The sequence below is a fragment of the Pseudomonas sp. FBCC-B1565 genome (genome assembly GCF_059133265.1).
Map to the genome: position 1 here is coordinate 3,238,355 of NZ_CP101438.1, position 25,679 is coordinate 3,264,033.

Genomic DNA, 25,679 nt, shown 5'->3' on the forward strand with positions numbered 1-25,679 from the left:
TACATGGTTTTGAATAATGCTCGCGCGCATCATTTGATGTGAACTCCAGTACGGCTGCCGGAGGCAAACAGACTAATGATTAACCCGCGCAGCCAGTTTATCCCGGCATCCGATAGGAAATGGCTATGGCAATAAAGTCCCACCGAGATTGATGGCAATTCGATGGGCAGACTCAGCAGCCGATAGCGCTGGTCGCGGTTTAGCTGCATGGCAATGACACGCGGCAGAATCAATGCCAGATTAGTGTTAGCAACGATTTTCGGGGCGATCGTGAAGTTAGGTACTTTCAGAGCGATTTCGCGCGCAATGCCGGCCTTTCCGAATGCTGCATCGGCGGTTAGGCCATGGCCGGTAATATTGCTCGAAACGTCAACATAGCGCAGGGCGAGTATGTCCTGAACGCTCAATTCATCTTCCTGAAAAGGATGGCCGTTGCGCAACAAACAAATGAATTCGTCGTCTAGAAATTTTTCGTAGATGCACTCTTCACCAAGTTCCACTAGATAGCCTATCGCGATATCTACATCACCTTTGCGCAATGCCATAGCCAGTTGCTCTATAGGCATTTGACGCACATCCAGGCGTACTTTCGGTGCCTCGCGCGCTAGCACTTCCATCACTGTCGGTAGCACATAAAGTTGCGACATATCCGACATGGAGATGCGAAAAGTACGATCCGCTGTTTTCGGTTCAAAGTTCGAAAACATCATTAATGCGCTTTGAATAATAATCAGCGCATGTTCAATGGGTCCGTGCAGGCGAATAGCTGCGTCAGTCGGCTCCATCGACGTTGCTGTTCGGACGAACAGCGGATCGTCAAACACATCGCGTAGTCGACGCAGTGCGTGACTGACGGCGGGCTGGCTGAGGTGTAGGCGTTCGGCCGCGATTGTCAGGCTGCGGTGTTCCCAAATAGCCACAAAAGTCCTGAGAAGATTCAGATCGATCGTGGCCATGTTGATGTGCGTCATTTATTTACCACGAGCCTTACGCGTGATGCTGGAAAAGACGCCGTCGCGGTATATCCAGGCATGTATCAGCGCTGCGCAAAGGTGTCCTAACACAAGCAGAAACAGAACCCAGGCGAATAACCCATGTGCGGCCCGAAACCAAGCGTAAAGCGCGGAGCTGACAGGAGCAATGGGTGGAAGATTCCAGCCCGCGAACATGGTGACAGGCCAATTTCCGGCAGAGAGCGTCGCCCAACCGAGCAGTGGCAGGCAGAGCATCAGCATGTAGAGCAATAGATGCGAAACATGCGCCGCCATTGCCTGCCAGTACGGTACGCTGGCAGGCAATGGCGGCGTGGCGCTTAAAAGCCGATTGCCTAGACGCAGGATAGCCAAAAGAAGAATGGCGATTCCCAGAGGCCTATGAAGATTAATGAGCCAGGGGCGCAGGCTCAGAGAAGACATCATGCCTACGCCTATAAATAGCATAGCCAGGATAAGGACAGCCATGAGCCAATGGAGAAGCCGTGCCGCGAAGTTGAAATTTTGCACACCGGAGTGCTTCTGCTGGGTATGCATTATTTGATTTCCTTTTTGCCAACCGCGTCAGTGGCTTTACCAAAACCGATTTCTCGTAATCTGGCGTTATAGGACTGGGAGTAAATACCCGCACGGGCTGCAAGCACCGGATCGTCTGAAAGTGCTATTCCTGAAGGTACAAGCGTAGGGTCAAAGTTAATGTCACGACATGCCCCATGAATTTGCTCTACCACCTGGTTGACCTCTAACGTCCCAGCGATTACCTCTTTGCGGTTGCTCGGCCATGGTTGAGAAGGGTCGTTCACCGGATCTCCTGCCTCGGCCAGTTGGAATACCAGATCCCAATACAAGGGTGCTACACCCACACGCTGAGTTATTTCATCAAACAGGAAGTCATGACTGGCTTGCGCATGAGTCTCTTTGCTCAACATCTCTACAGCCGCACGAGGGCGCATGGACCAGCGCACAGGTTGACGTTTTCCATCCGCTGCAATGAGTACGAAGGCGTTGATGGAATTATATTCGGTTCCTGCAAAACTGGCCGGCCAAGTCGCGTTCGCCTCTCGCTCTACAGACTTGCGAGCCTCTGGATATTTTTGAAAAAACGCGGCCACCTTGTCCGGGGCTGGTTGTCCAGTGGCAGCCACCGGTTCAAAGGCTTCGACCTGCGCCAGGAAACCCTCTGCATCCCGAGTCGCGAAGTAGGGTTCGTTGTTGAGCTTCATTCGCCACTGTGACTTATCGTCGCCTACCAGCATGAGTGCCATGCTGACGGTCGCTGTCGAATTGTCCGCCGCATGCGGGTCCACGGTGCCGATTGAAAAACGCCCGACAGCGGGAATGTTGGCCGGTAGAAAAATACGTGAGGTCGACAGAGGGACGGCCGCGCCGCTCGCATGAAAAGTCCCACTGAAACACATACCCTTACCGTGGGCCCGTCGATAGCCTGGTGGAAAATTATCCAGGGAATCACCCAGAAACTCTTTTGTGGTAACGCCGGTGCCTAAGAATCCTCCTGTCCAGGCGAAAGCCAGCACAAGAGCTATCGCGATACTGAATATGCCCAACAACGGCACTCGATATTTCCATAAACCCTGAAGGTTATTCTTAAGCATAAAATTCTCAGCTGCACGTTGTCAGGCAGCGCTGGATTGAAACTGCCGAATGGATAGCGCCAACACTAACCGGCGCAAAGCAGTAGTCATGTGTAAGACAGAGGGATTTGAACCGCCGATACGGCAGGAAAAATCCCGGTGGGCTCAATGGGTTTGCTTGAGCGGCAACGCATGATAAGCCCTGTGCCCAAGGCAAATGACGCCAGCGATGCACCGCTTTTGACGTTATATATCCAGCACCAACCGTGGAGATTTTGATCGTGAACAGCATACTAATATCGTATCGTTCGCCGCTTTTTCATCAGCAGTGAGATACACATCGCGATGGTCTGGTTCACCCTCTAAAACATCACAGAGGCATGTGCCACAAACACCCTGCTCGCAGGATATTTCGATATCAATACCTACTTCAGCCAGTGCTTGATAAATGGTCTGCCCGGTCATGACATTGACGGTTTTACCGCTGCGCGCCGCCACAACTTCAAAACCAGACCCATTGGTATCAATGTCGGCCTGAAAGTATTCGCGGTGAATGTGTGCATCAGGGTAGCCAAGTTCGAGAGCATTATTGATAACCCACTTCATAAAACCTCCCGGTCCACATGTATAGATGTGAGCCGTCTCCTGGCTGCCTCCTAATACGCGTTTGAGGTCCAGTTTGCTTTCAGGTTCATCGTCGAAGTGCAGCTGGACGGCTTGGGAAAATCCGGAGAGCTGCAACTCTTCAAGAAACGCACTTCGGCTACGTGAGCGTGCGCAATAATGCATTTCGAATGCCTTGCCCCTGGCTTCAAGCGCATAGGCCATGGCCAACATCGGTGTGATGCCAATACCCCCTCCGAGCAGGATTGAACGTTCGGCATTCAAGTCCAGCGGGAAATGGTTACGAGGCAGGCTTATGCTTACCTTTACGCCTTCAAGCAACTCCTGATGGACTGCAATGGACCCACCCCTGGATTGAGGATCTCTCAATACCCCAAGGCGATAAATGCCTGCGTCAGCGGGATCGCCGCACAACGAATATTGGCGGATCACATTTGAGGGTAGGTGCACATCAATATGGGCGCCGGCTTCAAAGGTCGGTAAATTGCCGCGGTCTGCCCGCGCCAGCTCGATGACCACCACATCATCACCTTGCAGCACTCGTTTAAGCACGACTACGTTTAGGAGTTCATTCATCGGGTAATACCTGTACGCACGCGGGAAGACAATTCATATTGATGGTTTAAAAAAGCTCGCCAATCTTCATTCAGCCTGATCAAAAACACGCATAACACCGGCCTTGAGTGACGTGTGGGCGAGTAAGCCTTCTTCACCCAATTCATGACCTGCGCCTGAATCCTTCATGCCGCCGAAGGGGAGACTGAGATCCAGCACATTGTGGTTATTGATCCAGATAGTGCCTGCCTTCACGCCGCCGAAGAAGGTCGTGATCCGATCAACGTTTTTGGTCCAGATACTGGCCCCCAAACCAAATGAGGTCGCATTGGCGCGCTGGATAACCTCACGGTCGTCCTTGAAGGAAAAGGCTGTTAGCACCGGCCCAAAAATCTCCTTTTGGGATGTGATGCTGTTGTTTGTAAGGTCGGTCAAAATGGTAGGCTGAATATAAGCACCAGGGCTGTTGATCGTTTCGCCCCCACACAGTAATTCTGCACCGGACTCAAGGCCCTGGTGGATCATGCTCATAACCTTGTCGCGGTGGGCGTGATGAACGAGTGGGCCCATCTGCGAACTTAAATCCAGACCCGGGCCAATTTTGATGGTCCGTGCGATTTCAGCGACTCCCGCAGTGACTTCGGCGTAGTGGCGTTCGTGGACGTACAGCCGAGAACCTGCGCAGCAGTTTTGACCATGATTGCCGAAAATAGCCCAGGCAGCGCCGGGAATAGCGATGTTCAGATCGGCATCTTCGGCGATGACGACCGGTGACTTTCCGCCGAGCTCAAGCGTGTATTTTTTCATCAGGGGCGCTGCTATTGCGGCGATTCGTTTCCCTGTCTCAGTCGAGCCTGTAAAACTTATCTTGTCCACGCCAGGGTGCTCAACAAGCGCCGCACCCACTTCATGACCTAGGCCGGTAATGACATTGACAACGCCAGGTGGAATACCAGCTTCATTACACAGCTCCGCCAGGCGCAAAGTAGTGAACGGGGTTTGCTCAGCGGGCTTGAGAACAACAGTGCACCCCGTTGCAAGAACAGGTGCCAATTTCCAGACCGCTTGGCAAAGCGGCACGTTCCACGGGGTAATTGCTGCTACGACACCCAGTGGCGATCGTTTTGTGAAACCAAAGAATTTTTGATCCGGAAGGTAAGGAACGGACAAATCCAGGGTTTTTCCAGAGATTTTGGTGGACCACCCCGCCATATAACGCAGCGTATAAACCGACAGGTCCGCATCGAATGCGCGAGTGTTTCGAATAAGGCGGCCACTGCTGAGCGTCTCGAGTTCAGAAAGCTCCTGAGCATTTTCCGCAATCAAATCAGCTAGCCGCAGCATCAAAGCTTCACGTTGATAGGGTCTCATTCTGGACCAGGCGCTGTCTTCAAATGCCTTGCGTGCAGCGGCAACTGCCAGGTCGACGTCAAATTGGTCTGCCTGTGCGATTTGACCTAATTCAAGACCGTTACTAGGATCGGCGATAGAAAAGTATTTTTCTGAATGCGGTTCCCTGAACTCACCATTAATGAAGATTTGAGTGCGTTTGCCGATCCTGGATTGAGCCCCAGCGCTGAGGTGTTCGTAGTTATTTGCCAATGTCATGATCGAATGCCCATTGTTATTGTTTCGGGGGCCGCTATCGTACTAGCGGAATATAATGGAAATTAATATCCCGCACCGTCAAGAGTTGGACAATGACAGCAGAGGTACCTATTGTTGCCCTTGCTGCAACAAAGGCGAATCATCCAGGTGGTGCGTCCAATGTCTCACTTGCGTGTAGGACGGATTGGTTTTTGCTGATCGTGCCCTAGGCCGTGGACCACGACTGCACTAAGCTGAGACGATGACGATATCGGGTAAAAAAGTAGTGCATCTAAACGGCCAGGTATATCTGGCGTGTATGTAATACAAGCAAGTATGGGCTTTAAGGCGAATTAAGAGTGTTGTATAATTTTTGGAATTTTTTAGGTGAAAAAGGAAATTCTCAATGAGGATTGCTAAAAACAATCAAAAGACTGAAGAGAGGCGTACGGCTATTTTGGTCGAGGCAAGGATGGTATTTCTCGATTCGGGAAATGCCGGATTCAGTATGAGAAGCGTGGCTAAAAAAGTCGATATGTCGCTGAGTCATCTTCAATATTTTTTTCCGACCAAAGATCAACTATTTTTGGAGATGGTCAGGTATACCGTAAATGACTATCTGAGAAATTATAAACTCATAATGATGGAGTCCTATAACAGTCCCGAGCAACAGATGTGTGCTGTGTTGGATTATTTGTTTAGCGATCTCATGCGACTGGATGTTACAGCTATCTTCGTCGAGCTCTGGGGGATGGCACTCCGGGATGTAGAGGCGCGCCTTTTTCAGCGTAAACTGTACAGAGTCAATAGGCGAAAATTTTCGACAATCCTTACCAGGGTTTACCCTGAGGCATCGCGCGAGACCATCAAACGGGTCGCAACCCAAGTGCTGTTACACATCGATGGCATTATGGTGCTTTACATGGTGGATTGGCCGGATGCGCAGAATTATGAGCGAATAGTTCAAGACGCTAAATCCATCATATGGAGAATCATGGAAAATATTGCTCAGAAAAAAGAGACTAGTCAACTGCCGTAGCTATGGCATTTTTCCGAACCAAGAAAATCTTATTGGGATTTCTGCTGGTGCAATCACGAATGCGCCGAATCTGTGCGTTTATCGCCATTGCCAAGTGATGCACCAAATCACGCGAAAGAGGGGACAGCTTCCTGGATTGGCGCGAAATGATTTGTACTTGTGTTACATTCAAGGCGTGATAATCGATAGGAATAGCTTTTAATGTGCCGTTGCATAACTCATCAATGACGGGAAAGTCACTGAGTATTGTCGAAGCGATGCCATTGCGCGTGAGGTCCAACATTATCTTCAGTGAGTTTGAAGTAATGTAAGGCTGGAAGTGAGCGCTGCTTTCACTTTGCAACTGATCAATAATCCCTCTGATCCGGTACTCAGGCGGGGGGAGAACAATATCTTCGCCAGCCAGGTCTTGAAGACTGAGTATCGATCTGCCCGCCAGCGGATGGTCGGGGTGGACAATAGCTCTCATGGGTTGGTCGAAAGAATGGAGCCTATTGATGTTGGCGGTCTTGGTAGGGGAAAACACCAATCCTATGTCTGCTTCGTCTTCAGCGACCATTCGCTCAACTTCGTGAGAGGGCGCAATCAAAAGCTCAGTGTGCGATTGTCGGTTAGCTTTAAAAAATTGATAAAGCTCACCTATGGCCTGAGTACTAAGTAGTCCTTCGCCCACCGCAATGCTGGTTCTAGTTAAATATCCTTCTTTGAGTTGGCCGAGTTTTTTCAAAAGTTGATTGTGATGACCCATACGCTCAACATAATAATCAACCGCAGCCTGACCAGCGGCGGTCAGGCAGATCCTGTGAGTACCTTCTTGTATGAGCTGAATACCTAGATCGGACTCCAGTTTTGCAATCTGGCGACTGATGGAGGAGACGGCGAGCTCCAGCTCTTCGGCCGCCGCGCGCATGGTTCCCAGTCTGGAGCTCAAATACAGATACTTGAAGCGTTGATCTTGAAGCTCAGTTTGGGAATTCATCATGGGTGCCTCGCACGGTTCGCATCATAAGTTTTTTATTATGCTGACGAATCTATGCTAGTGAATGCCGGGAAGCAATACTGCGGGCTAGTTTTTTTGGTCAGTGACCTACAATGTTTTTATAGCTTTTTGATCTAAGAAGGCGTTTCTGTATGCGCCGAATTTGCGGTTCCAGGTTCCAGGTTCCAGGTTCCACGTTTAACGTTCTATTGGACTCTTGATTGCTGAGGTACCCCTGATTTCCTGGCTTGATCAGCTGTGCTGACGCTTGAGGTGATACGGTGCGGGATTAACTATGGGTGTGTCGCCAGTGACGAGATCAGCGACCAGTTGTCCGGCTGCTGGAGAGGTGCCAAAACCATGTCCTGAGAATCCGGAAGCAAGCGTCAAGCCCGGGATTTTATCCACGGGGGATATCACTGGGAGGCCGTCCGGTGTTACATCGATCATGCCAGCCCATTCGAGCTCTATGGTGGCTTTTTTGAAAGCGGGCCAAGCTTCAGTGAGATTGCGTAATGCAGCCCGATTCAGTCCGTGATTGACGTTTGGGTCTATTGTCCGTCTCTGCTCGAAAGCAGAGGTACCTTGATCAGAATTGCGTCGCGACAGGGCCAGTTCTGTCATGAACTCTCGTCCCAGGGAAAGATTCATGTTTTTCCATTGGGAACGCAGTGTGGAAAAGTAGTGATGCCCGATCAGCAAGCTGTCAGGTACGATCGGCACCATGAAAGCTCCCCGGTTCGTAATGATGTATCCGCCGTCCTGATGTTTGCGAAAAGAGATATCTGGAGTTCCTACTGCTACCTCAGTCATTCCCTCTATCGTCAGAGGAGCCGTTCGAAGGACTGAGGCGACTACCGGCAACGTCAAGAGGGGAACACCGAAGGTAGCCAGGAAGCGTCTCGATGACATGCCGCCGGAAAGGATTACGTTATCGCAACGCACTTCCCCCCGCTCGGTTACAACACCGCTTACTCTGCCTGCCGACATGGATAGCGTTCGCACCGCGCAGTTCTCCACGATGATAACGCCTTTTGCAATAGCCGCCCGTGCGATGGCACTGCTGGCAAGAGTAGGCTCTGCTCGGCCATCAGAGGCTGTATAAATTCCGCCGGCCCAATCGACGGTGCACCCTGGAGAAAGATCAGCGATTTCTCTCGCCGTGACCAGGCGTGAGTCGAGCGAGGCATCAGCGACTGAGTTCAACCATTCTTGATGTAAAGCCATTTCTGAGGCTGAGCTGGCGGTATATAAAATACCGGTCTGTCTGTAGCCAACATCGGCATTGAGCCGTTGCGCCATGGTGCCCCATAGTTTTTCTGCAGCGATTGAAAGAGGGAGGTCCAGTTTGGCCCGCCCCATTTTCCTGATCCACCCCAGATTTCTCGAGGATTGTTCGCCAGCAATTCTGCCCTTTTCAAGTACTGTGACGGGTATGCCACGTTCTGCCAGCGACAATGCCGCAGTGAGTCCGATGATGCCCCCTCCGATCACCACCACTGTCGTGGCGGCAGGAAGAACTACAGAAGTCTGAACGGGAGAGATAGAGGGGGCCAAGTTTCTTATCCTTGATACTGTATACGTTATCGAAAGTGCACTAAATCGCTACGCCCTTAGGCTGCTAAGTGTCACGTGTTGTTATGAGTAATCGTGATTTCTTTGACATTGGCCTTTGAGACCCCGCGATAGGCGGTGACTTCAATTTCAACTTTGTATATCTCAGATCCCAGGGGAGGGCTGGTCAGCGTCAGCGTTGGATTAATGCCTCGCATTTTTTCTGCGTAGGTCGCCATTACGATATCTATGTCCTTCGCAAACGGTATGAACACGCGCGCGGCGACGATATCGCCAAGCGAAGCGTCAACGGCCGAAAGGGCATGTTCTATATTGGCCAAGACTTGAAGGGTCTGCTCAGCCGGGTCTTCGGGCATTTCCTTTGTGGCGGGATTGCGGCCGGCGGTATTGGATACGAAAATCAGATCGCCGACGGCGATCAGGCGCGAATAGCTACCCAGCTCCTCAAACTTGGATCCGGTTTTAACTTTAATAACGTCGATAACTTCTTTCATGTGGAGTGTCCGATATTCAATGAAGACTCAGAAGGCGCGGTCACCGTGCGGGCTCAACTTAGCGTTGGGGTTTCCCAGAGATTAAGTTTGACGCCTATACCTTTTTCGCATGCGTTCCGATAAATCACGGTGCCCCACGCAACATCTTCTACTGGCATACCGCCGACCGACATGATGATGATTTCATCGTCGTTTTTACGGCCGGGTGCTTCACCGACAACAATCTTGCCCAGATCCTCGAGCTGGTCAGGTGACATTTTTCCTTCGTCGATCAGATCCAGGAATTGGATGCCCACTACTGGCACGATGTTGTGCACTGGCTTGGGATTTTCTTCATGCCATGCCTGGTAGAGAGAAGGATTGTCCAGAACCTTGCGGATGTCGGGTGACTGCATGCCTTCATCGATACTCGTCAAGGCGGGCATGGACAGGAACGTACCAGGGCTTACCCATTCACGCTTCACCACAGGATAGGCAGAGGCATCACCAATTGCTCCGGAATTGCAGAATGTGACGATGTCACAGTCGCGCACCACAGCTTCGTTGGTGTCAACCACATGAATGTTGACAATCTGCGGAAAAGTCTCACGAACCCACGATGTAAACGCATCGATATTTTTTTGGCCGCGTCCCTTGACTTTAACTGTGTCAATCTCAGGACACTCGGCAACGAATGCAGAAAGTGAGGTTTTCGCCATCACGCCTGGACCCAGAATGCCAACCACCTTCGAATTCTTTTTGGCCAGATGGCGGGCGCCTACGCCAGGCACAGCGCCTGTTCGATAAGCAGAAAGAAGATTCGCTGACATGATTGCCAGAGGAGCGCCCGTATCGGCATCGTTGAGTACGAACAGAAGGATGGAGCGGGGAAGGCCCTTCTCTCTATTCGCGATGTTGGATCCGTACCATTTCATCCCGGCTGTTCGAAATTGACCGCCAAGGTACGCAGGCATCGCCATGAAGCGTCGATCGGGGGTAGGTTTGGGCATGTCCGGAAAAGGTGAGTCTTCGGGAAATACCACCACAGATCCGTGGGAATTGTTATTGGGACCTGCCATCCGGTAGTCGCCGTGGTACATCAGGGAAAACATTTCTTCCATCGTGTCAACGCAGGCTGCCATATTGGTGACGCCCGCCTGAATCATGTCCGGTTCGGAGAGGTAAATGAAATCAATATTTGGTAAGTTGTGCATAGTCGTTGATGCTCATTTTGAAATACTGCTCTTGCCGCTGATACGAACCTTTCTCAGCGGGGACGTGATCTGACCGGTTGCGCTCTAACCTTCAACGCCGTTGTCATTCTGAATCGAACGGTCCAAATCGCAGGGCCTTCGAATAATCGGGTGAGCCATGACGGTTATGCGCTGTTTTCGGCGCTTAACTGCTCCAAATCAGCCTTGGAGCATTCGGCATGAGTTCTGGCGCTCAAGCTAAACTAGGTAACAGACCACGCTTATCCTACAGTTCGTTTTTTTGAACTCGATGACATTCGAGGCGACACTTGTTGTGGTAATGACAACGCTTGCGCTAGCAGGTTATAGCTGCAATTCCAGTCAAGCACCGATCAACATCATTGCCTAAAAAGCAACATGATCCCTGGTTGCTGTGATTGTGGTCCGATTTCTATGTCAGTAATTTCCTTGTCTTGTTTTTGCAGATTCGACAGGAGCCTTTTCATGATTTCCCCCATTTCTGACATTTCACTGCTGGAAGAGCGTATTCGGGTACTTGAGGCCGAATCTGCGGTTCGCCATTTACTGAATCGGTATATGTTTTTGTGCGACGTTCCCGGGCCTGAAACACGTGAAAGCGAGCTGGGCCAATTGTTCTGCCAGGACGCAGTGTGGCAGGGGGTTGGATCTCGGTATGCCCTTAAGTTTGGTCGTGTAGGCGGACGCAAAGCGATAGTGGCGATGCTCATGAGTTACCTGCCGCCGGCTCCACACTTTTTGTCGAATATGCACTTTCTTTCCGGTGAGCAGATATCTGTCGATGGTTTTCAAGCCAAAGGCCGATGGGTAATGCAGCAACTCAGTCGCTACGAATCTGGCCAATCAGGATCAATTGTCGCCGCCCTCAGCGTGGAATTTCTCTGGGAGGCAGACGCCTGGCGCATCTCCTCTTTTTCAACTGAACGCGTTGATGCCTTTCGTCTCGAGAATGTCCAGGGGGCGTCACTGTGAGCCCGCTGGTCATTGAGGGTTGCATCGGGGGGCCAGGTCGGACGGTCGCCATCAAGGATTCTTTGGATGTGGCAGGTTGGCCAACGCGGTGTGGGAGTCGTGCTTTCGAGCACGCCCCGTCAGCCCAAGACCATGCAACTGTTGTGAAGGCGCTTCTCGACGATGGTTGGCAAATCATTGGCAAGACTGTGCTGCACGAGCTGGCTTTCGGTGTGACCGGTATCAACGAGTGGGCTGGAACGCCAGTTAATCCACAGGCACCGGATCGGATACCTGGTGGCTCTTCCAGTGGCTCAGCGGTCATCGTTGCTCAGGGAAATGTGGATGTGGCATTGGGTACTGATACAGGAGGTTCTGTGCGCATGCCGGCTGCCTGCTGTGGGGTCTTGGGTCTCAAGCCATCGTTCGGTCGTTTGAGTCGTCACGGTGTGTATCCGGCTTCCAGTTCTCTTGATGTTGTAGGACCCATGGCTCGTGATCTCGAGACGCTCGTGGCTGCGATGACTTCAATGGACTCAACTTTCTCGGCGCATAAGCCTCTCGGGAAGTTTCGGGTAGGTTTGGTCAATGTCTCTTGCGATCCTGCGATTGAGCAAGCCATACGGGACGAGATGAATCGTCGCGGCTGGGCCTGGGAAGTCGTCACGCTGCCGCTTCTTGGTCAGGCATTCGAAGCTGCATTGACCGTCATTAATGCTGAAACGTGGGCTGCTTATGGTCATTACACCGGCCAGGCTTTACTGGGTGCCGATATTGAGGCGAGGTTACTGCGTGCGGCCAACACCGATGCCGTGGCCGTACAAGCTGCGCATGCGGTGCGCATGGCATTCAGCGAACAGGTAGACCATTTGCTGGAACGCTTCGATACACTTGTCCTTCCGAGTTTGCCTCGTCTGCCACCGCTATTGGTTGATGTATGCAAGGGTGAATCGGTGATCGATCTGACTCGCTTCCTCAGGCCGTTCAACTTGAGCGGGCACCCGGCATTGAGTGTGCCAATTCCATATCCGGGTTCCTCCATTAAAACCAGCCTGCAACTCATCGGAGCAAAGGGAGCGGATGCACGTCTGTGTGCTATTGCTGGTGCGTTCCTTTGAATAAATCAGCGTTCGTCATCGAGCGCAGCAAGCATGCTGGTCAGGCGGTGCAATCAAAAAGTGACTCAGTTCCTTCTCGCGCGACGAAGGGCCTGATCAGGGATGTCACCCAAAAGGTTGCAGCGTTGCAATCTGTACAACGAATGTCGCTTACGATGTCATCGTTTTCGCGGCGAAGTACTGCAAGGATACCGGTAGGCCGTACCCCCATATGAAGCCGGCTACATCTGATGCGCAATCTACATCGCGCCGAAAATTAGAAGGATACGCTTGAACCAGATTCAATCCGGTTGCCAAGGCCAGGAATATACACTTCACATCGATGCCTCGTTGAATAGACGTCATGAATCGTGTCATTGAAGACAAGTGATTGGTTTGAGTTTCTGAGTACCCGCCTTTGGCAAGATAAGAGTTTGATGAACTTGGCAACGAGTGAAGAGCGATCTAAAGAATAGCCAGGCTGCGGTTTTCAGGGGCAGCGGGCAGGTATCGCTTTCGCTTGAGGAGCGCTCGCGTTGGTCCGCAAGGATGCTGCTGCATCGATTTATTTCCGTTATTCATAAAATAATTAGAGTGGAGAATTGGGATGACAGAGCTATCCGAGCCCCTATCTGCAGATGTGCCTGCAGGCGGCCAGCAATTAGAAGGTAATCTAAGTGCTTATAAAATCGCGTTATTGGTGATTGCAGCCGCAGGACCGTTAGGGGCAGTTCTCACCGCGGCCCCCATTGCTTTTGAGCACGGTAATGGCGCTGGCCTTGCCGGAGCATTCCTGCTGGCGGGAATTCTGATGATTTTTTTCTCGATAGGCTATGGCGAATTAATCCGGGCGGTCCCGGGGGCCGGCGCATTTTACAAGTACCTCACGGTGATCTTTGGACGGGGTGTAGGAGCGGGGGCGGCATGGGTTGCCTTAGCCTCTTATCTGGCGATTACTACGGCGATTGCTGTGGCGTCCGGGTATTACACGAATATGACCATGCAAGGGTTTGGTATTGATATCGGCTGGGCAGCATGGACCGTGTTATACGTGGGGGCGATCTGTTACCTGGGGCGGGCGAATATTGATTTTGCCGCAAAGATCCTGGTGCCTTTGGTGCTTGCAGAGTTCTTTGTGCTTTTTCTACTGGGTATTTCCATATTCTTGGATAAAGGTCTTAACGCCTTCCCAGTTCAAGCCATCTCGGTAGACGCAATAATGTTGCCGGGGCTGGGGGTTGGACTTATGGTGGCGCTGGCGTCATTCCTCGGTGTCGAGTCCGCCGCGCTTTATGCGATGGAAGCCAGGAAGCCAGCAAAAACCATTCCGCATGCCACTCGTTTGGCGGTCGTTTTGGTAGGCGTCGCCTACTTGATCATTATCTGGCTGATCATCGGTGAGGTTGGGTTTGACACCATCAAGGACGAGGCAGCAATAGCGAAGGGCGGGTTGGTCATTAATTTGTTCACGACTCGTTTGGGTAGCACGATGGCGACAATTGTTTCCCTGATGCTGTGCACCAGCAACTTTTGCTGTTTGTTGTCACTGCATAATGCTGCGACGCGGTATGTTCAAGTCTTGGCCAAAGATAGGCACTTGCCGAATGTTCTTTCACATGTTCATGAAACGAAAAAATCTCCAGCCAATGCAAGTCTGCTTGTGACCGTGCTCGTTGCGCTGACCATTATCGTCTCTTCCTCCCTGGGCTATGACGCCTTTGTATTTTTGTTTCCCGTAACGGTGGCATTGTCGACGCTTGGATTGATAGGGCTTCAGACATTTGTCACATTGGGGGTCGTCGTTCACTTCAAAAAAGCCAACGATAAACGGTATTTTAAAACGTTACTCAGCCCACTCATCGCACTGGCTGGGCTTAGTACTGCCGTTTATCTCATCTACGATAATTACGGCATGCTAACGGGCAGTGAATCTGCCTGGGTCAATGGCACTCCATTACTTCTGGTTGTCTTGTTTCTCTACGGGATAATCAAGGGGCGCTTCAGGCAAGCTGACTCGTCCGGGATCAAATGATATAGGCCATGCCTACACCGCCGTTAAGCTTGATCCAGGTGGGCTGACGCTTGTTGTCTTTAAAACAATAAACCTCTCGCGGTCGGCGGTTGATGAGGCGTGGGTGCGGGCTTAAGGTTATTTCAAAATAACTCTCGTCACATTGCGATATAAAGGTAATTAATTGTGAGCGATTTAATTAACGTAGTGGGGCTTGATATGGAGCCCGCAAGCTTGATCAAGCACGACCGCGTGCACACCTCGTTGTACACCGACGCCAAGCTGTTTGACATGGAACTGGAAAAGATTTTCTACAGTACCTGGGTCTGGGTCGCGCACGTCAGCGAGATCCCGGAGGCGGGCAGCTACAAAAGCACCTACATCGGCAAGCAGCCGGTGATCGTGGTGCGCGACCGCAAGAAACAGGTCCATGTGCACCTCAACCGCTGCCGCCATCGCGGCGCTACGGTATGCGAACACAAGAAGGGCAAGACCAACAGCTTTGTCTGCCCATATCACGGCTGGAGTTACGCGCTGGATGGTTCACTGCGTGGTGTGCCGAGCCCTGAAAGCTATGGTGATTGCCTGGATAAGGGCGAGCTGCCTCTGGTCAGCCTGCGTGTTGAAGAATATGCGGGCATGCTGTTTGCCACTCTCAAGGATGACATCGAACCACTGGTCGACTTCCTCGGGCCTGCCAAGAAATGGATCGACCTGTTCATGAAACAGGGTGCCGGTTACCCGATCAAGGTCCCAGGTGAGCACCGTTTCCGCTTTCCGGGCAACTGGAAAATCCAGTTGGAAAATACCACAGACGCCTACCACTTCCCGCTGGTGCACAAGTCATTCCTGGCATCGGTTGATGAGCAAACCCTTAAACTGTTCGACTTCGTTGAAGGGCCGGGTTACGTCGAAGACCTTGGTAACGGGCACAGCGTAATGGTGATGATCCCCGACTTGGTGGATCTTGAAGCCGATCTCGACAAACCGATTCCGGAGCGCTTCGAGGAGCTTGCTGCGCAATTGCGCGACGACGGTATTGAAGAGCAGCAAGTACGCCGTATTGTTCGTGCTGTCGGTGGCTCGGGTTTCAATCTTAACCTGTTCCCCAACGTTGCCTGTTCCATGGCGTTTTTTCGCGCACTGCAACCGATATCGGTGACAGAGACGGAAATTCATCACTCGGTAATCACCATGGACGGCGGCCCTGCTATAGCCAACCGCTACCGCCTGCGTTTGCATGAGCACTTCCAGGGTCCGATGGGCTTTGGCACTCCGGACGACTCCGAAGCCTGGGAGCGTGTGCAGAAAGGCGCAAGTGCTGGCGAAGACCTGTGGATCATGTTGAACCGTGGCCTGCCGGGTGAGAAACCGACCGAAGACGGGCTGGTCAGCGACGTAAGCGCCGAGACCGGCATGCGCGCTGCTTACCAGCAGTGGAAAAAGATGATGACGGCAGAGACTAAGTAAATGAACCTGCAATTACTGAATCAAGTCACCGCTTTTATCTGGGCTGAAGGCGACATGCTCGACCATGGCGAATTCGACACTTGGTTGAACCTGTGGAACGAAAAGGGTACTTACATTATCCCGATCAATCCCAAGGAAGAAGACTTCGAAAACACCCTCAACTACGCCTATGACGATCATCACATGCGTCAGTTGCGAATCCAGCGTTTGACCGGAGGTGATTCGATTTCCACGAGCCCGCAGCCGCGTACTGTGCGCACCCTGTCACGTTTTCGGGTGCTGTTCGAAAGCGATGGAAAAGTGACGGTCCGTTGCGCGCAAAACTTGCGCGAGTTCCGTAAGGACTCGCTCAAACATTACAGCGCGGACATCGTCTACGAGCTTGAGCGCGTCAGTGACACTTTCAAGATTCAGCGTAAGTTGATTCGTTTGATCAACGCTGACGACGCGCTCGCTGGGATAGGTTATATACTTTAATTAAAAGTTCGGGTGCCGGAGACGAGGAGTGTCCGCACTGTTTCCGCCGACTATAACAGTGGTGCCTTCTGACACTCGCCAAGCGTTTTGATCGGAAGGCACCTTGTAGGGGTTGAACAGTTAAGGCTTAAAAACATTGTGTTAGGTAGTGCTTGAGAAGGGGAGTGCTCACGCATAACAAGCGATCCTTTCTCTCTTATCGAGCTGATGGGCGCAAAGTCTGTTGAGGGCGTCGGTTATAGATTTAAATATCAGTCTCTGTAAAGGCGGGTATTTTCTGTTGAGTCAGCACAGTTAAGGTTTTAGCCCTTCTTATACTTGGCACATACCCTATAAAAAAGCACTTCAGACTCAGGCAATTGCTGGGCAGATAATAATGTTCATGTTAGGACTGGTAGAGAGTTATTCAAGCAAGCTATCGCGAGGAGGTGAAAATTTAGAAAAACGCAACAGATTTTTAAAAAATAGACTGTGCAACTATTAATCAGTAGTTCGCATTGACTACCCCAGCGACTGCAGAATCCTGGCGACATTTAAATGCAGGTGAGGAATAGCCCATTTAATGCATCGCTTAATCCAATAAAAAAATGGAAATGCAACCATGCGTCGATATTCCCTGCTTCACTTTTTTACCCTCGCTGCACTATTCAATGCAACAACTCCCGCGGGCGCTTACGAGCTTTTTTCCCGAGATGACACCCGTCTCAATGCTAACCTGGATGCGGTTTTTGGCGTTTTCCACAGTCGTGAAAGTTATCCAGCCTCTGGCCGGTTAACACAGGGATCGTCCTCATGGAGAGAGGGCTACATCAAGTATGGCGTGAGCGGCGATCAGGGGTTGCGAGGCGCAGGGACGGCCTATGGTGCCTTCTCGCTCGTCAGTTCGGCCACATGGGGGGACGGGGACGCTGCAGGCTACACTGATGGTTCTGAACGCACCACCAAGATTGAAGATGCTTATCTGGGATGGCGTTCGGGCAACCTGTTTGAAGTCCTTGGCAAAGACGGCATCGACTTTTCATTCGGTCGACAGAATATTGCAGTGGGCGACGGCTTCCTTATTCAGGGCGACGCCTTCAGTGCGGGTCGCGGCCTCGGCGACGGACAGTACAATCGTGGAGGTGCTTTCTACGTGGCTGCCCGCAAAGCATTCGATAAGACAGCCGTATTGCGCATTGGCGGTAAAGAGGGTTGGCGTGGCGATCTGATGTGGCTTAAATCCGATAATCCCTCTCAGGCCAATACCGAGATGTACGTCGGTACGCTGGAACACGTGGCTGCAGCGGGTACCGTTGGCCTGACGTACATCAACACCACGAAAATCGCTGAACAGTACGCTTCCCCTCTTCAGCTTGAACGTGACGGTATGAAGACCTACAGCGTGCGCGCAGCGGGTAATGCGGGCGTGGAAAACCTGTTTTTGTCGGGTGAATACGCCAGGCAAAACAAACCGAATGCGGCGAATGAGGACGCTTGGTATCTGGAAGCAGGGTGGACCTTTGCTGATGCTCCGTGGAAGCCGAGCGCCAGCTATCGCTACAGCCGCTTTTCAGAGGATTATGACACTTTGTTTTATGGAACGGGCCGTGGCTACGGCACATGGTTCCAAGGTGAAGTGGCAAGTAACTATGCCGGCCCCTTCAATAATAATGCTCGTATCCAGAACGTCACGTTCAAGGTCTCCCCTTTGGAAAGCCTGACCCTTGGAGCCATGTACTTCAATTACGACACCATCGATCGTAACGTGCGTAACACCGATGGGCATGAAATCGACTTGTATGCCGAATGGCGCGTTAATCAGCACTTGACCGTTTTGCCGTTGTTAGGCATCTACCAGCCAGACAAGAGCGCAGAGCAGGGGGGGACGCAGTTGGGTAACAACGATAGCAACGTCTACACCCAGTTAGTGTTTGCTAGCACATTTTGATCTCTGGCGGGTGACTACAGTCACCGTTTTCGACCCTGACCCTTTAGACAAGGTATGTGCCCATAAGCGCGATAGCCCATGGGTTTGATCGCCGGGTTCGGCTTGGAAAAATTTCTGGGCATCTTTGGCGCCATAGCTTGACCAGAGAAACGCATGAAATAAGTAACCAACTGGGAATATGAGGCTTCAGCAAAAACGGGTTTTTACAGAACCCGACCGCCTGCCCCTTCAAGTTGTCGTAATAGGCCGTAAAGCTGATGGTCATGAGTAAAACGCAGTCAGAGATCGGAACCAGTCAATCGTTTTAAGTCATTCAGCCGGGTGGCGGCTGGAATAGTTTTCACTTTGCTCCTTGGTGGAGGTGCCCTCATTCTTGAGGGCACTATTTTTTAGACAGTCGCCCTTGATGACTTGGTGTTCAAAAGTTTATTCAGGCTTGCGAGCCTCTAGCGCTGGTGTTTGATTGCCGCAGTCCGCCGAGGTCAAGGTCCTTTTCGCTAAACCGAACTTTGACATCAGTAGTCACGAACAATCTGTTCAGCTCATTGGCAGGCCCTTGGCGGTCGCCCCACGCATGTCACAGGAAGACGTCACGAAGATCTGGGGGCGCGCTGCTCGCGTTTCAACGGTTTCGCGGATTGACGTGAGTGACTGCATTTGGTTAGGCGTACACGACGAAGGCGACTCCGCGCGCGAACAGCGCGGCCAGCCTGTTGCCGCACCTGCCTCCTATGCTGCTCGTCGAGGAGTTGGATGAGGGCGACTGGGCGTTGAACGGTAGGGGCTATAGTGGTTACTGCATGCGTTGAAGCCCGCTGTCGCGCTTGCTGAGCGATTGCCATCTTGATGGTGCTGCGCAACTAGCCCTGTAGTAATCATTCCATTTGTCAGTTCTTTGCAGCGGGCAAATCACTGACGCAGTGGTTCCCAAACATGAACGCTGTTGTCGAGCCCTCGACTGCACTAAGCGCGAGACATCAGAAAGGCTAAAAGTGCTGAGCTGAAGAATTGCCTAGCCTCTACGTTGGAAAGATGGGCTGCGCACAGCGTGACAAGCTGTGCGACGGTGATCGCCTGTTCGAGCAATTCTCCGTCAGCCACGTTGTTAACCGGATCTTGGTCTGCGCATATAACCATAACAGGCAGCTGAACTGCGGCAAGTTGATGAGTGAAGTCGGCGTCGTGCAGGGCGGCGCAATTGGCGGCGTAGTCTTGTGGAGAGGTGTTTACAAGGCTGTCGAGCAAGCGTCCCACTTCGCCTTGTTGTGAAGCCGCGAACTTTGGGCTGAACCAGCGAGTGACGGTCGCCTGACGCAGACTCAGCATCCCAGCCTTGCCATCACGCAGGACCATTTCAATACGCGGGTTCCAGACTTCCGGCTCGCGATCTTCATTGCAGTCTTACAGAGCACCACTTTGTCCAGGCGCTGAGGCGCATTGAGCAACAACCACTGACCAATCAGGCCTCCCATGGATAAACCACAGAAGCTGGCTGGCTGCACGTCGAGCGCATCCAGCAGGGTCAATACGTCCCTGCCGTTTTTCTCGATGCTATGGGGCCGGCACTTACCAATGAGCTACCGTGCCCGCGGGTGTCCAACCTTTGGGGGGCAGTTCAAATTAGGGGGACACCATGGCCTTCGGCGGTTGCGTCAGGAAGGTGTGTTGGCCGGACGGATACGAGCGATCAACTATTAAACGCTCTCTATCGTCTCTTCAGACTAAGACGCCTATCTGTTTGACCTTTAGGATCAGATCCAACGGCCAATTTCAGAGAGAGCGTCGGGTATGACTGTTGAACGAGATTTCACCAATAAAGTGGTGTTGGTTACAGGTGGTACCAAAGGAATCGGATACGGTATAGCAGAGTGCTTCCTGAAGGCCGGCGCCACGGTGGTGGTGTGTGGACGTAACGCTCCGCAGACGTTGCCTGGCGCAGAAGGGCGATCGGCGGAGTTCTTTCCTGCCGATGTGCGTGAGGGCACCGACCTGGACCGACTGTTTTCTCACATTCAAGAGCATTATGGCCGGCTCGATGTGTTGGTCAAAAATGCCGGTGGCACTCCATATGCTCTTGCGGCCAGCGGCTCAGCGCGTTTCCACGAGTCGTTGATCAGCCTGAATTTGACCGCACCGTTGCTGACTGCATTAAAGGCCAATGCCCTTATGCAGGATCAGGATACGGGAGGCGTCATTTTGTTCATCGGCAGCGTGGGCGCTTACTCGGCCAGGCCGGGTAGTGCGACCTATGCGGCGGCCAAGGCGGGCGTGCTCAGTTTGACCAAATCCTTGGCGGTGGAGTGGGCGCCCAGGGTCCGGGTGGTCTGTGTCAGCCCCGGGCTGGTGCAAACCGAGCAGTCGCATTTGCATTACGGCGATGATGACGGCATCGCTGCGGTGTCCGCCACCGTGCCACTTGGACGTATGGCACAACCTTCCGATATCGGTGAAGCCTGCTTGTTCATGGCTTCTTCACAGGCGGCCTACATCAGTGGGGTCGACCTGCTGGTTCATGGCGGGGGCGAGCGTCCTGCCTTTCTCGATGCTGCCAGTGTGAACAATGAATGAGACAGCATCCTTCGTCCTAGTCCCGATGGACGATGAGCCTGCCGGTTCTCTCGGCCAGCATCTGGACCAGGTTCTACTTTTCAGAATAGGAAATGACAAATGACACAGGCGGTCATCGTATCCGTAGCTCGCACGGCAATGGGCAAGGCCTTTCGCGGGGCGTTCAATGACACTGAAGCGCCAGTACTCGGTGGCCATGTCGTGCGTGCAGTGGTTGAACGGGCAGGTATCGAATCGTCCGAGGTCGATGATGTGGTCATTGGCGCGGCAGCTCAGCAGGGAACTCAGGGCTACAATCTGGGGCGGCTGTGCGGTTACACGGGCGGCCTGCCTGACACGGTGCCTGGCATGGCGGTGGATCGGATGTGTGCTTCGGGATTAATGAGCATCGCAACTGTCGCCAAAGGCATCATATGTGGCGAACTGAACATTGCGGTGGCCGGTGGTCTGGAGTCCATTTCGCTGACCCAGAACAAACACAAGAACACTTATCGGTCCCAATCCAAAGCTGTGCTGGAGGTCGCGCCGAGCGCCTATATCCAGATGATTGAAACCGCTGAAATCGTCGCGAAGAAATATGAGATCCCGCGCGCCTTGCAAGATGAGTACTCGCTTCAAAGCCAACAGCGTGTCGCAGCGGCTCAACGTGATGGGCTATTCAGCGACGAAATTGTCCCCATCACCACGGCCAAACAACTGTTCGACAAAGAAGGCAGCAGCCTTGGCCATGAACTGGTCACCCTGACCCAGGATGAATGTAATCGGGCAGAGACAACACTCGAGAGCCTGGCGAACCTGAAACCGGTTTGGAAGGGGGGCAATTGGATTGCTGAAGGACAGCACATAACTGCGGGCAACGCCTCGCAACTGTCCGACGGAGCCGCCGCCAGTTTGCTGATGAGCGCTTCTGAAGCAAAACGCCGTAACTTACAACCGCTGGGGGCTTACCTCGGTCTTGCGGTGGCGGGCTGTAAACCCGAAGAGATGGGCATCGGTCCGGTCTATGCAATTCCCAAATTGCTCAAGCAGCATGGGTTGGCGGTCAAGGATATTGGCCTGTGGGAGATCAACGAGGCATTTGCCTGTCAGGTGATTTACAGCCGCGATCAGTTGGGTATTCCCCAGGACCGGCTTAACGTAAACGGCGGAGCTATTGCCATTGGGCACCCTTTTGGAATGAGTGGCACGCGGATGGTCAACCATGCCTTGCTCGAAGGCCGGCGTCGCGGCGTTAAATATGTCGTTGTGGCCATGTGTATCGGCGGTGGCATGGGCGCCGCTGGGCTTTTCGAGGTGTTATGAGTGTGAGCGCCCTAACCGGTGATTGGTTATCAAGGATTCAAGCGCGCCTCGATCAACCTTATGCTCGGGTATTGGCGTGTGATCCCGTGAATCCAAGCATGATTCGACACTGGTGCGAGGCGCACGGTGTCAATGACTCACGCTATCGGGTAGGCGCGGGAGAGCGCAGCGACGGAACGTTGTTGGCCCCTCCGAGCATGTTGCAAGTCTGGCTTCAGCCAGGCCCTTCTGGTTGGCGGCCGGAAGGTTCGGCGCAAGTGGATGCGACGGAAATTATCCGGCTGTTCACTGAGGGAGGTTATACCGGCCTGGTCGGCGTCAATGTCGACCAGGAGTTTGTGCGATACCTTCGCGTAGGTGAACGGCTTTATAGCGTGAGCACCCTTGTGTTGGTGAGTGATCGTAAAACGACAGGGTTGGGTGACGGATACTTTTTTACTGTGCGCCAGGATGTGTTTACTGAGGACAATGAAAAGGTTGCTGTCCTTCACTTCCGCCAGTTGTGCTACAGGCCGAAGGAGGCATCATGACCAGTGCTTCGCCTGTGTGCTTTGAAGATATTTGTGTTGGTCAATCTTTGCCATCATTGCGGGCAGAGGTGTCAACCAGCAGCATTGTTACCAGTGCCATCGCTACCCGTGATTTTCATCCGATTCATCATGATCTCGATGTGGCCCGGAAGTTGGGGCATCCAGCGCTTTTCTTGAACATCTTTTCAAGCGCTGCCTATGTCGAGCGCTTCGTCAGTCAATGGGCGGGAACCGAGGCGCGTCTTAGCAGGATGAGCATTCGGCTAGGTGCTCCGTGTTATGCGGGAAACACGTTACGCATTGAGGGTACTGTCAGCGATTCAGGGGCTACGCCAATGCGGTGGGTTGAAATTGAGATGCACGCTTATGGGAATGAAAGCGTGCATGCCAGTGGCGCGGTAAGGCTGGAGTGGCCTTGAGTGGTAATTTTTCGCCTGCAAATGTAGTGTCCGATTCTCAAATAAGAATAAGCAGAGGATGACCATGATGAACGATGGCAGTACGGCGGCCGCTATCGGCCGCAACGAAAACGCCAAAGCGTGTGTGGTTGTGGCCGGCCCTGCGCTGGTTGCATTGATCCCTATGGCGGCGGCTCCCGCGCTACCGGCCATGGCGGTGCAATTCGCCGCCGAAGGTGACGGGGCACTCTTTGCACAGCTGGTGATGACGATCCCTGCCGTCATGGTCATTCTCGCCGCTCCTCTCATGGGCTATCTCGCTGAGCGTATTGGGCGTCGATTGGTACTGCTCAGTTGTCTGTTTCTATTCACCCTTTCGGGTGCTTGTGTGATGTTGTTAAGCGATCCCTGGTTGCTGATCGGCTCTCGATTAGTGTTGGGTGTAGCTGGCGGTGGGCTGCTAACCATTTCATTTGCATTGGCGGGGGATTTCCAGGGACACCTTCGTGAGCGGGTACTCGGTTTTGCCGGAGCGGGCGCGGCGCTGATGGCCATTGTTGCGATGATCGCCGGTGGGCACCTGGTGGACTTATTGGGATGGCGAGGGCCTTTCATACTCTATCTGTTAGGTTTGCCCGTGGTGCTTCTGGGTTGGTTTGCAGTGGCCAGGCATAGTGCCGTGGAGCGTATTGTCAGCGAAGTCAAGTTTCCGATGGGCAGCCTTTGGCCGCTTTATTTGCTTACTATTATTTTGACCATTGGCCTATTCATGCCGGGTATTCAGGGGCCATTCCTACTTGAGGCTGATGGAGTAGAAAGCGCGACGACTCGAGGTCTCGTGTTATCAGCCTATTCGCTGGTGGCTGCGATTGCCGCCGGCAGCTTCGGTTACTTACGCCGTCGTTTAGAGCCAAAAGCGGTGTTGGTACTCACTGCGCTTGCTCTGGGGGGCGGCAGCCTGGTCATGGCCACCGCTCACGGCGTCCTGGGATTGACTCTGGGTTGTGTGATTACCGGGATCGGGGCTGGCCTGGTGGAGCCGATTACGGTATCGATGATTTTGTCCCGTGCGCCGGAACCGGTTCGGGCACGGGCTGTAGGATTGCTCTTGAGTGCGGTGTTCCTCGGGCAATTCCTTAACCCATTGGCGGTTGGCCCTCTGCGGACGTTTTACGGTATTCATGGTGCATTTTTCGGTGTCGGTCTGATCTTCATGGGGCTGGCTATCATGCTTTGGCTGCTCAAACGTAAGCGCGCGGACAGCTCGGTGCCGGTGCCTTCCAATAGCGAACTTTGAGCGCTGAGTGAGCGAACCTCAAATGCCCCCGCACGATATCCAGGCTGGGGCATTTTTTATTGTGCTTTCTTGAAGGCAAGCTGCAAGGCAGTCGCCGCCACGCTCAAGGCCTCGTCGGCCGCATCAATAACCCCGAGCATGCTGGCGAAACCATGGATTTGCCCCTCCCACCGGTGAAGGCGAGTAATGACGCCGGCCGCCCTCAGCGCTTTGGCATATGCCTCACCCTCGTCGCACAAGGGGTCATATTCGGCGGTGATCACGGTGGCTGGCGCTGCTGCGGCTGACAGTGTGGCTCGTAACGGAGAGGCGTGGGGGTCGTTCGCCGCCAATTGATCAGGCAGGTATTGTTTCCAGTACCACTGCATCATTTCGGTGGTAAGAAAGTAATCCTCGCCACGTGTCCGGTAGGAGGGGCTGTCGAAGCGGCAGTCGGCTACTGGATACAGTAGCAGTTGATGGCAGAGTGTCGGCGCGGCATTTTGTGCGTCGATGTTGGCGATCACAGCGGCCAGATTTCCTCCAGCACTGTCACCGGCGATGGCGATGCGGCTTGGGTCGCCGCCGAGTGAGGCGGCGTTCGTGATGATCCAGTTCAGCGCGGCTAGGCCATCATTCAGGGCAGCGGGAAATTTCGCTTCTGGCGCCAGGCGATAGTCGACCGACACAAGCAGGCTTGCTGCCCGATTGGCCAGACAACGGCAGATGTTGTCGTGCATCTGAGGCGAGCCGAAGACGAAACCGCCACCGTGCAGATAAAGCGTAATGGGTAGCGGACCGTTTGCGTCGGGGTAATACAGGCGCAGGCCCAGCCGACCGCCGGGACTTTCAATGCTGAGGTCTTCAATACGTCGCACCTCATCGCCGGGACTGAAGGGCGATGTGCCTGCTGGCATTTGGGCCAAGGCAGCACGGACCTGGGCGCCGTCCATGCTGTAGTCCATTGGTGGCATCAAGGCCAATAACTTGAGGGCTGCCTTGGCTTGTGGGTGAAGTGGCATGG

General features: G+C 53.0%; 24 protein-coding genes. 12 read left to right on the forward strand and 12 right to left on the reverse strand.

The window, feature by feature from the left end; translation table 11 throughout:
* Positions 1-29 precede the first annotated feature (29 nt).
* From NL123_RS15290 to NL123_RS15310, 5 genes are all read right to left on the reverse strand, one after another.
* The gene (locus NL123_RS15290; RefSeq protein ID WP_494358193.1) at positions 30-971 is read right to left on the reverse strand and encodes a LysR family transcriptional regulator; all 942 of its coding nucleotides are present in this window, start codon (positions 969-971) and stop codon (positions 30-32) included.
* Positions 972-1,529: a cytochrome b gene (locus tag NL123_RS15295; protein ID WP_494358194.1), complete on the reverse strand. Its 558-nt coding sequence runs from the start codon at positions 1,527-1,529 to the stop codon at positions 972-974.
* A complete protein-coding gene (locus NL123_RS15300; protein ID WP_494358195.1) occupies positions 1,529-2,605 on the reverse strand; it encodes a catalase family peroxidase in 1,077 nt (358 codons plus the stop codon). Before NL123_RS15300 ends, NL123_RS15295 begins: the two co-directional genes overlap by 1 nt.
* A gap of 225 nt (positions 2,606-2,830) precedes the next feature.
* Positions 2,831-3,784: a PDR/VanB family oxidoreductase gene (locus tag NL123_RS15305; protein WP_092250784.1), complete on the reverse strand. Its 954-nt coding sequence runs from the start codon at positions 3,782-3,784 to the stop codon at positions 2,831-2,833.
* A 66-nt stretch (positions 3,785-3,850) separates the two neighbouring features.
* Positions 3,851-5,371 carry an aldehyde dehydrogenase family protein gene (locus tag NL123_RS15310; RefSeq protein WP_494358196.1) on the reverse strand — a complete coding sequence of 507 codons (1,521 nt, stop codon included), beginning with the start codon at positions 5,369-5,371 and terminating at the stop codon, positions 3,851-3,853.
* 385 nt (positions 5,372-5,756) lie between these two features.
* Here NL123_RS15310 and NL123_RS15315 point away from each other — a divergent pair, with 385 nt between their 5' ends.
* On the forward strand, positions 5,757-6,389 hold the full coding sequence (locus NL123_RS15315) for a TetR/AcrR family transcriptional regulator (RefSeq protein WP_494358197.1): 633 nt from the start codon (positions 5,757-5,759) through the stop codon (positions 6,387-6,389).
* Here the strand turns inward: NL123_RS15315 and NL123_RS15320 are convergent.
* The 4 genes from NL123_RS15320 to NL123_RS15335 all read right to left on the reverse strand — a co-directional run bounded on the left by NL123_RS15320 (position 6,373) and on the right by NL123_RS15335 (position 10,630).
* On the reverse strand, positions 6,373-7,371 hold the full coding sequence (locus NL123_RS15320; protein ID WP_256575699.1) for a LysR family transcriptional regulator: 999 nt from the start codon (positions 7,369-7,371) through the stop codon (positions 6,373-6,375). The two genes, NL123_RS15315 and NL123_RS15320, sit on opposite strands and share 17 nt — an antisense overlap.
* 249 nt (positions 7,372-7,620) lie before the next feature.
* Positions 7,621-8,925 carry an NAD(P)/FAD-dependent oxidoreductase gene (locus NL123_RS15325; RefSeq protein ID WP_092250775.1) on the reverse strand — a complete coding sequence of 435 codons (1,305 nt, stop codon included), beginning with the start codon at positions 8,923-8,925 and terminating at the stop codon, positions 7,621-7,623.
* 71 nt (positions 8,926-8,996) lie between these two features.
* The gene (locus NL123_RS15330) at positions 8,997-9,437 is read right to left on the reverse strand and encodes a Rid family hydrolase (protein WP_003232737.1); all 441 of its coding nucleotides are present in this window, start codon (positions 9,435-9,437) and stop codon (positions 8,997-8,999) included.
* Positions 9,438-9,490: 53 nt separating this feature from the next.
* Entirely contained in the window at positions 9,491-10,630 is a 1,140-nt protein-coding gene (locus NL123_RS15335) for an ornithine cyclodeaminase family protein (protein WP_003173918.1), read from the reverse strand.
* Between the two features lie 483 nt (positions 10,631-11,113).
* On the opposite strand from NL123_RS15335, the gene NL123_RS15340 reads away from it, so the two are divergent.
* The 6 genes from NL123_RS15340 to NL123_RS15365 all read left to right on the forward strand — a co-directional run bounded on the left by NL123_RS15340 (position 11,114) and on the right by NL123_RS15365 (position 18,581).
* Complete coding sequence (locus NL123_RS15340; RefSeq protein WP_065935483.1) at positions 11,114-11,620, forward strand: nuclear transport factor 2 family protein; 507 nt, start codon at positions 11,114-11,116, stop codon at positions 11,618-11,620.
* Positions 11,617-12,717, forward strand: coding sequence for an amidase (locus NL123_RS15345; RefSeq protein WP_092250772.1), 1,101 nt, complete (start codon positions 11,617-11,619; stop codon positions 12,715-12,717). The genes NL123_RS15340 and NL123_RS15345 overlap by 4 nt, the downstream gene beginning before the upstream one ends.
* A gap of 586 nt (positions 12,718-13,303) precedes the next feature.
* Positions 13,304-14,728, forward strand: a complete 1,425-nt coding sequence (locus tag NL123_RS15350) for an APC family permease (RefSeq protein WP_494358198.1) — start codon at positions 13,304-13,306, stop codon at positions 14,726-14,728.
* Between the two features lie 165 nt (positions 14,729-14,893).
* Complete coding sequence (locus NL123_RS15355; RefSeq protein ID WP_092250766.1) at positions 14,894-16,177, forward strand: aromatic ring-hydroxylating oxygenase subunit alpha; 1,284 nt, start codon at positions 14,894-14,896, stop codon at positions 16,175-16,177.
* Positions 16,178-16,654, forward strand: a complete 477-nt coding sequence (locus tag NL123_RS15360) for an aromatic-ring-hydroxylating dioxygenase subunit beta (protein WP_092250763.1) — start codon at positions 16,178-16,180, stop codon at positions 16,652-16,654.
* A 601-nt stretch (positions 16,655-17,255) separates the two neighbouring features.
* Positions 17,256-18,581 carry an alginate export family protein gene (locus tag NL123_RS15365; protein ID WP_092250760.1) on the forward strand — a complete coding sequence of 442 codons (1,326 nt, stop codon included), beginning with the start codon at positions 17,256-17,258 and terminating at the stop codon, positions 18,579-18,581.
* Between the two features lie 963 nt (positions 18,582-19,544).
* Here NL123_RS15365 and NL123_RS15370 read toward each other — a convergent pair.
* Together NL123_RS15370 and NL123_RS15375 are read right to left on the reverse strand one after the other, a co-directional pair.
* The gene (locus NL123_RS15370; RefSeq protein WP_092250757.1) at positions 19,545-19,934 is read right to left on the reverse strand and encodes an alpha/beta hydrolase; all 390 of its coding nucleotides are present in this window, start codon (positions 19,932-19,934) and stop codon (positions 19,545-19,547) included.
* A complete protein-coding gene (locus NL123_RS15375) occupies positions 19,901-20,083 on the reverse strand; it encodes a hypothetical protein (protein ID WP_256575703.1) in 183 nt (60 codons plus the stop codon). Before NL123_RS15375 ends, NL123_RS15370 begins: the two co-directional genes overlap by 34 nt.
* Positions 20,084-20,369: 286 nt before the next feature.
* Between NL123_RS15375 and NL123_RS15380 the strand changes: the two genes are divergently transcribed.
* The 5 genes from NL123_RS15380 to NL123_RS15400 all read left to right on the forward strand — a co-directional run bounded on the left by NL123_RS15380 (position 20,370) and on the right by NL123_RS15400 (position 24,676).
* A complete protein-coding gene (locus NL123_RS15380; RefSeq protein WP_494358199.1) occupies positions 20,370-21,149 on the forward strand; it encodes an SDR family oxidoreductase in 780 nt (259 codons plus the stop codon).
* Positions 21,150-21,248: 99 nt separating this feature from the next.
* A complete protein-coding gene (locus tag NL123_RS15385; RefSeq protein ID WP_092243348.1) occupies positions 21,249-22,451 on the forward strand; it encodes an acetyl-CoA C-acyltransferase in 1,203 nt (400 codons plus the stop codon).
* Positions 22,452-22,549: 98 nt separating this feature from the next.
* Positions 22,550-22,981 carry an FAS1-like dehydratase domain-containing protein gene (locus NL123_RS15390; RefSeq protein ID WP_175531771.1) on the forward strand — a complete coding sequence of 144 codons (432 nt, stop codon included), beginning with the start codon at positions 22,550-22,552 and terminating at the stop codon, positions 22,979-22,981.
* Positions 22,978-23,400, forward strand: a complete 423-nt coding sequence (locus NL123_RS15395; RefSeq protein ID WP_494358200.1) for a MaoC/PaaZ C-terminal domain-containing protein — start codon at positions 22,978-22,980, stop codon at positions 23,398-23,400. Before NL123_RS15390 ends, NL123_RS15395 begins: the two co-directional genes overlap by 4 nt.
* Positions 23,401-23,458: 58 nt before the next feature.
* Entirely contained in the window at positions 23,459-24,676 is a 1,218-nt protein-coding gene (locus tag NL123_RS15400) for an MFS transporter (protein ID WP_494358201.1), read from the forward strand.
* Between the two features lie 56 nt (positions 24,677-24,732).
* Here NL123_RS15400 and lipP1 read toward each other — a convergent pair whose 3' ends face one another.
* Positions 24,733-25,677 (reverse strand): LipP1 family hormone-sensitive lipase, encoded by a 945-nt coding sequence (lipP1, locus tag NL123_RS15405; protein WP_494358202.1) that lies wholly within the window; start codon positions 25,675-25,677, stop codon positions 24,733-24,735.
* Positions 25,678-25,679 lie beyond the last annotated feature (2 nt).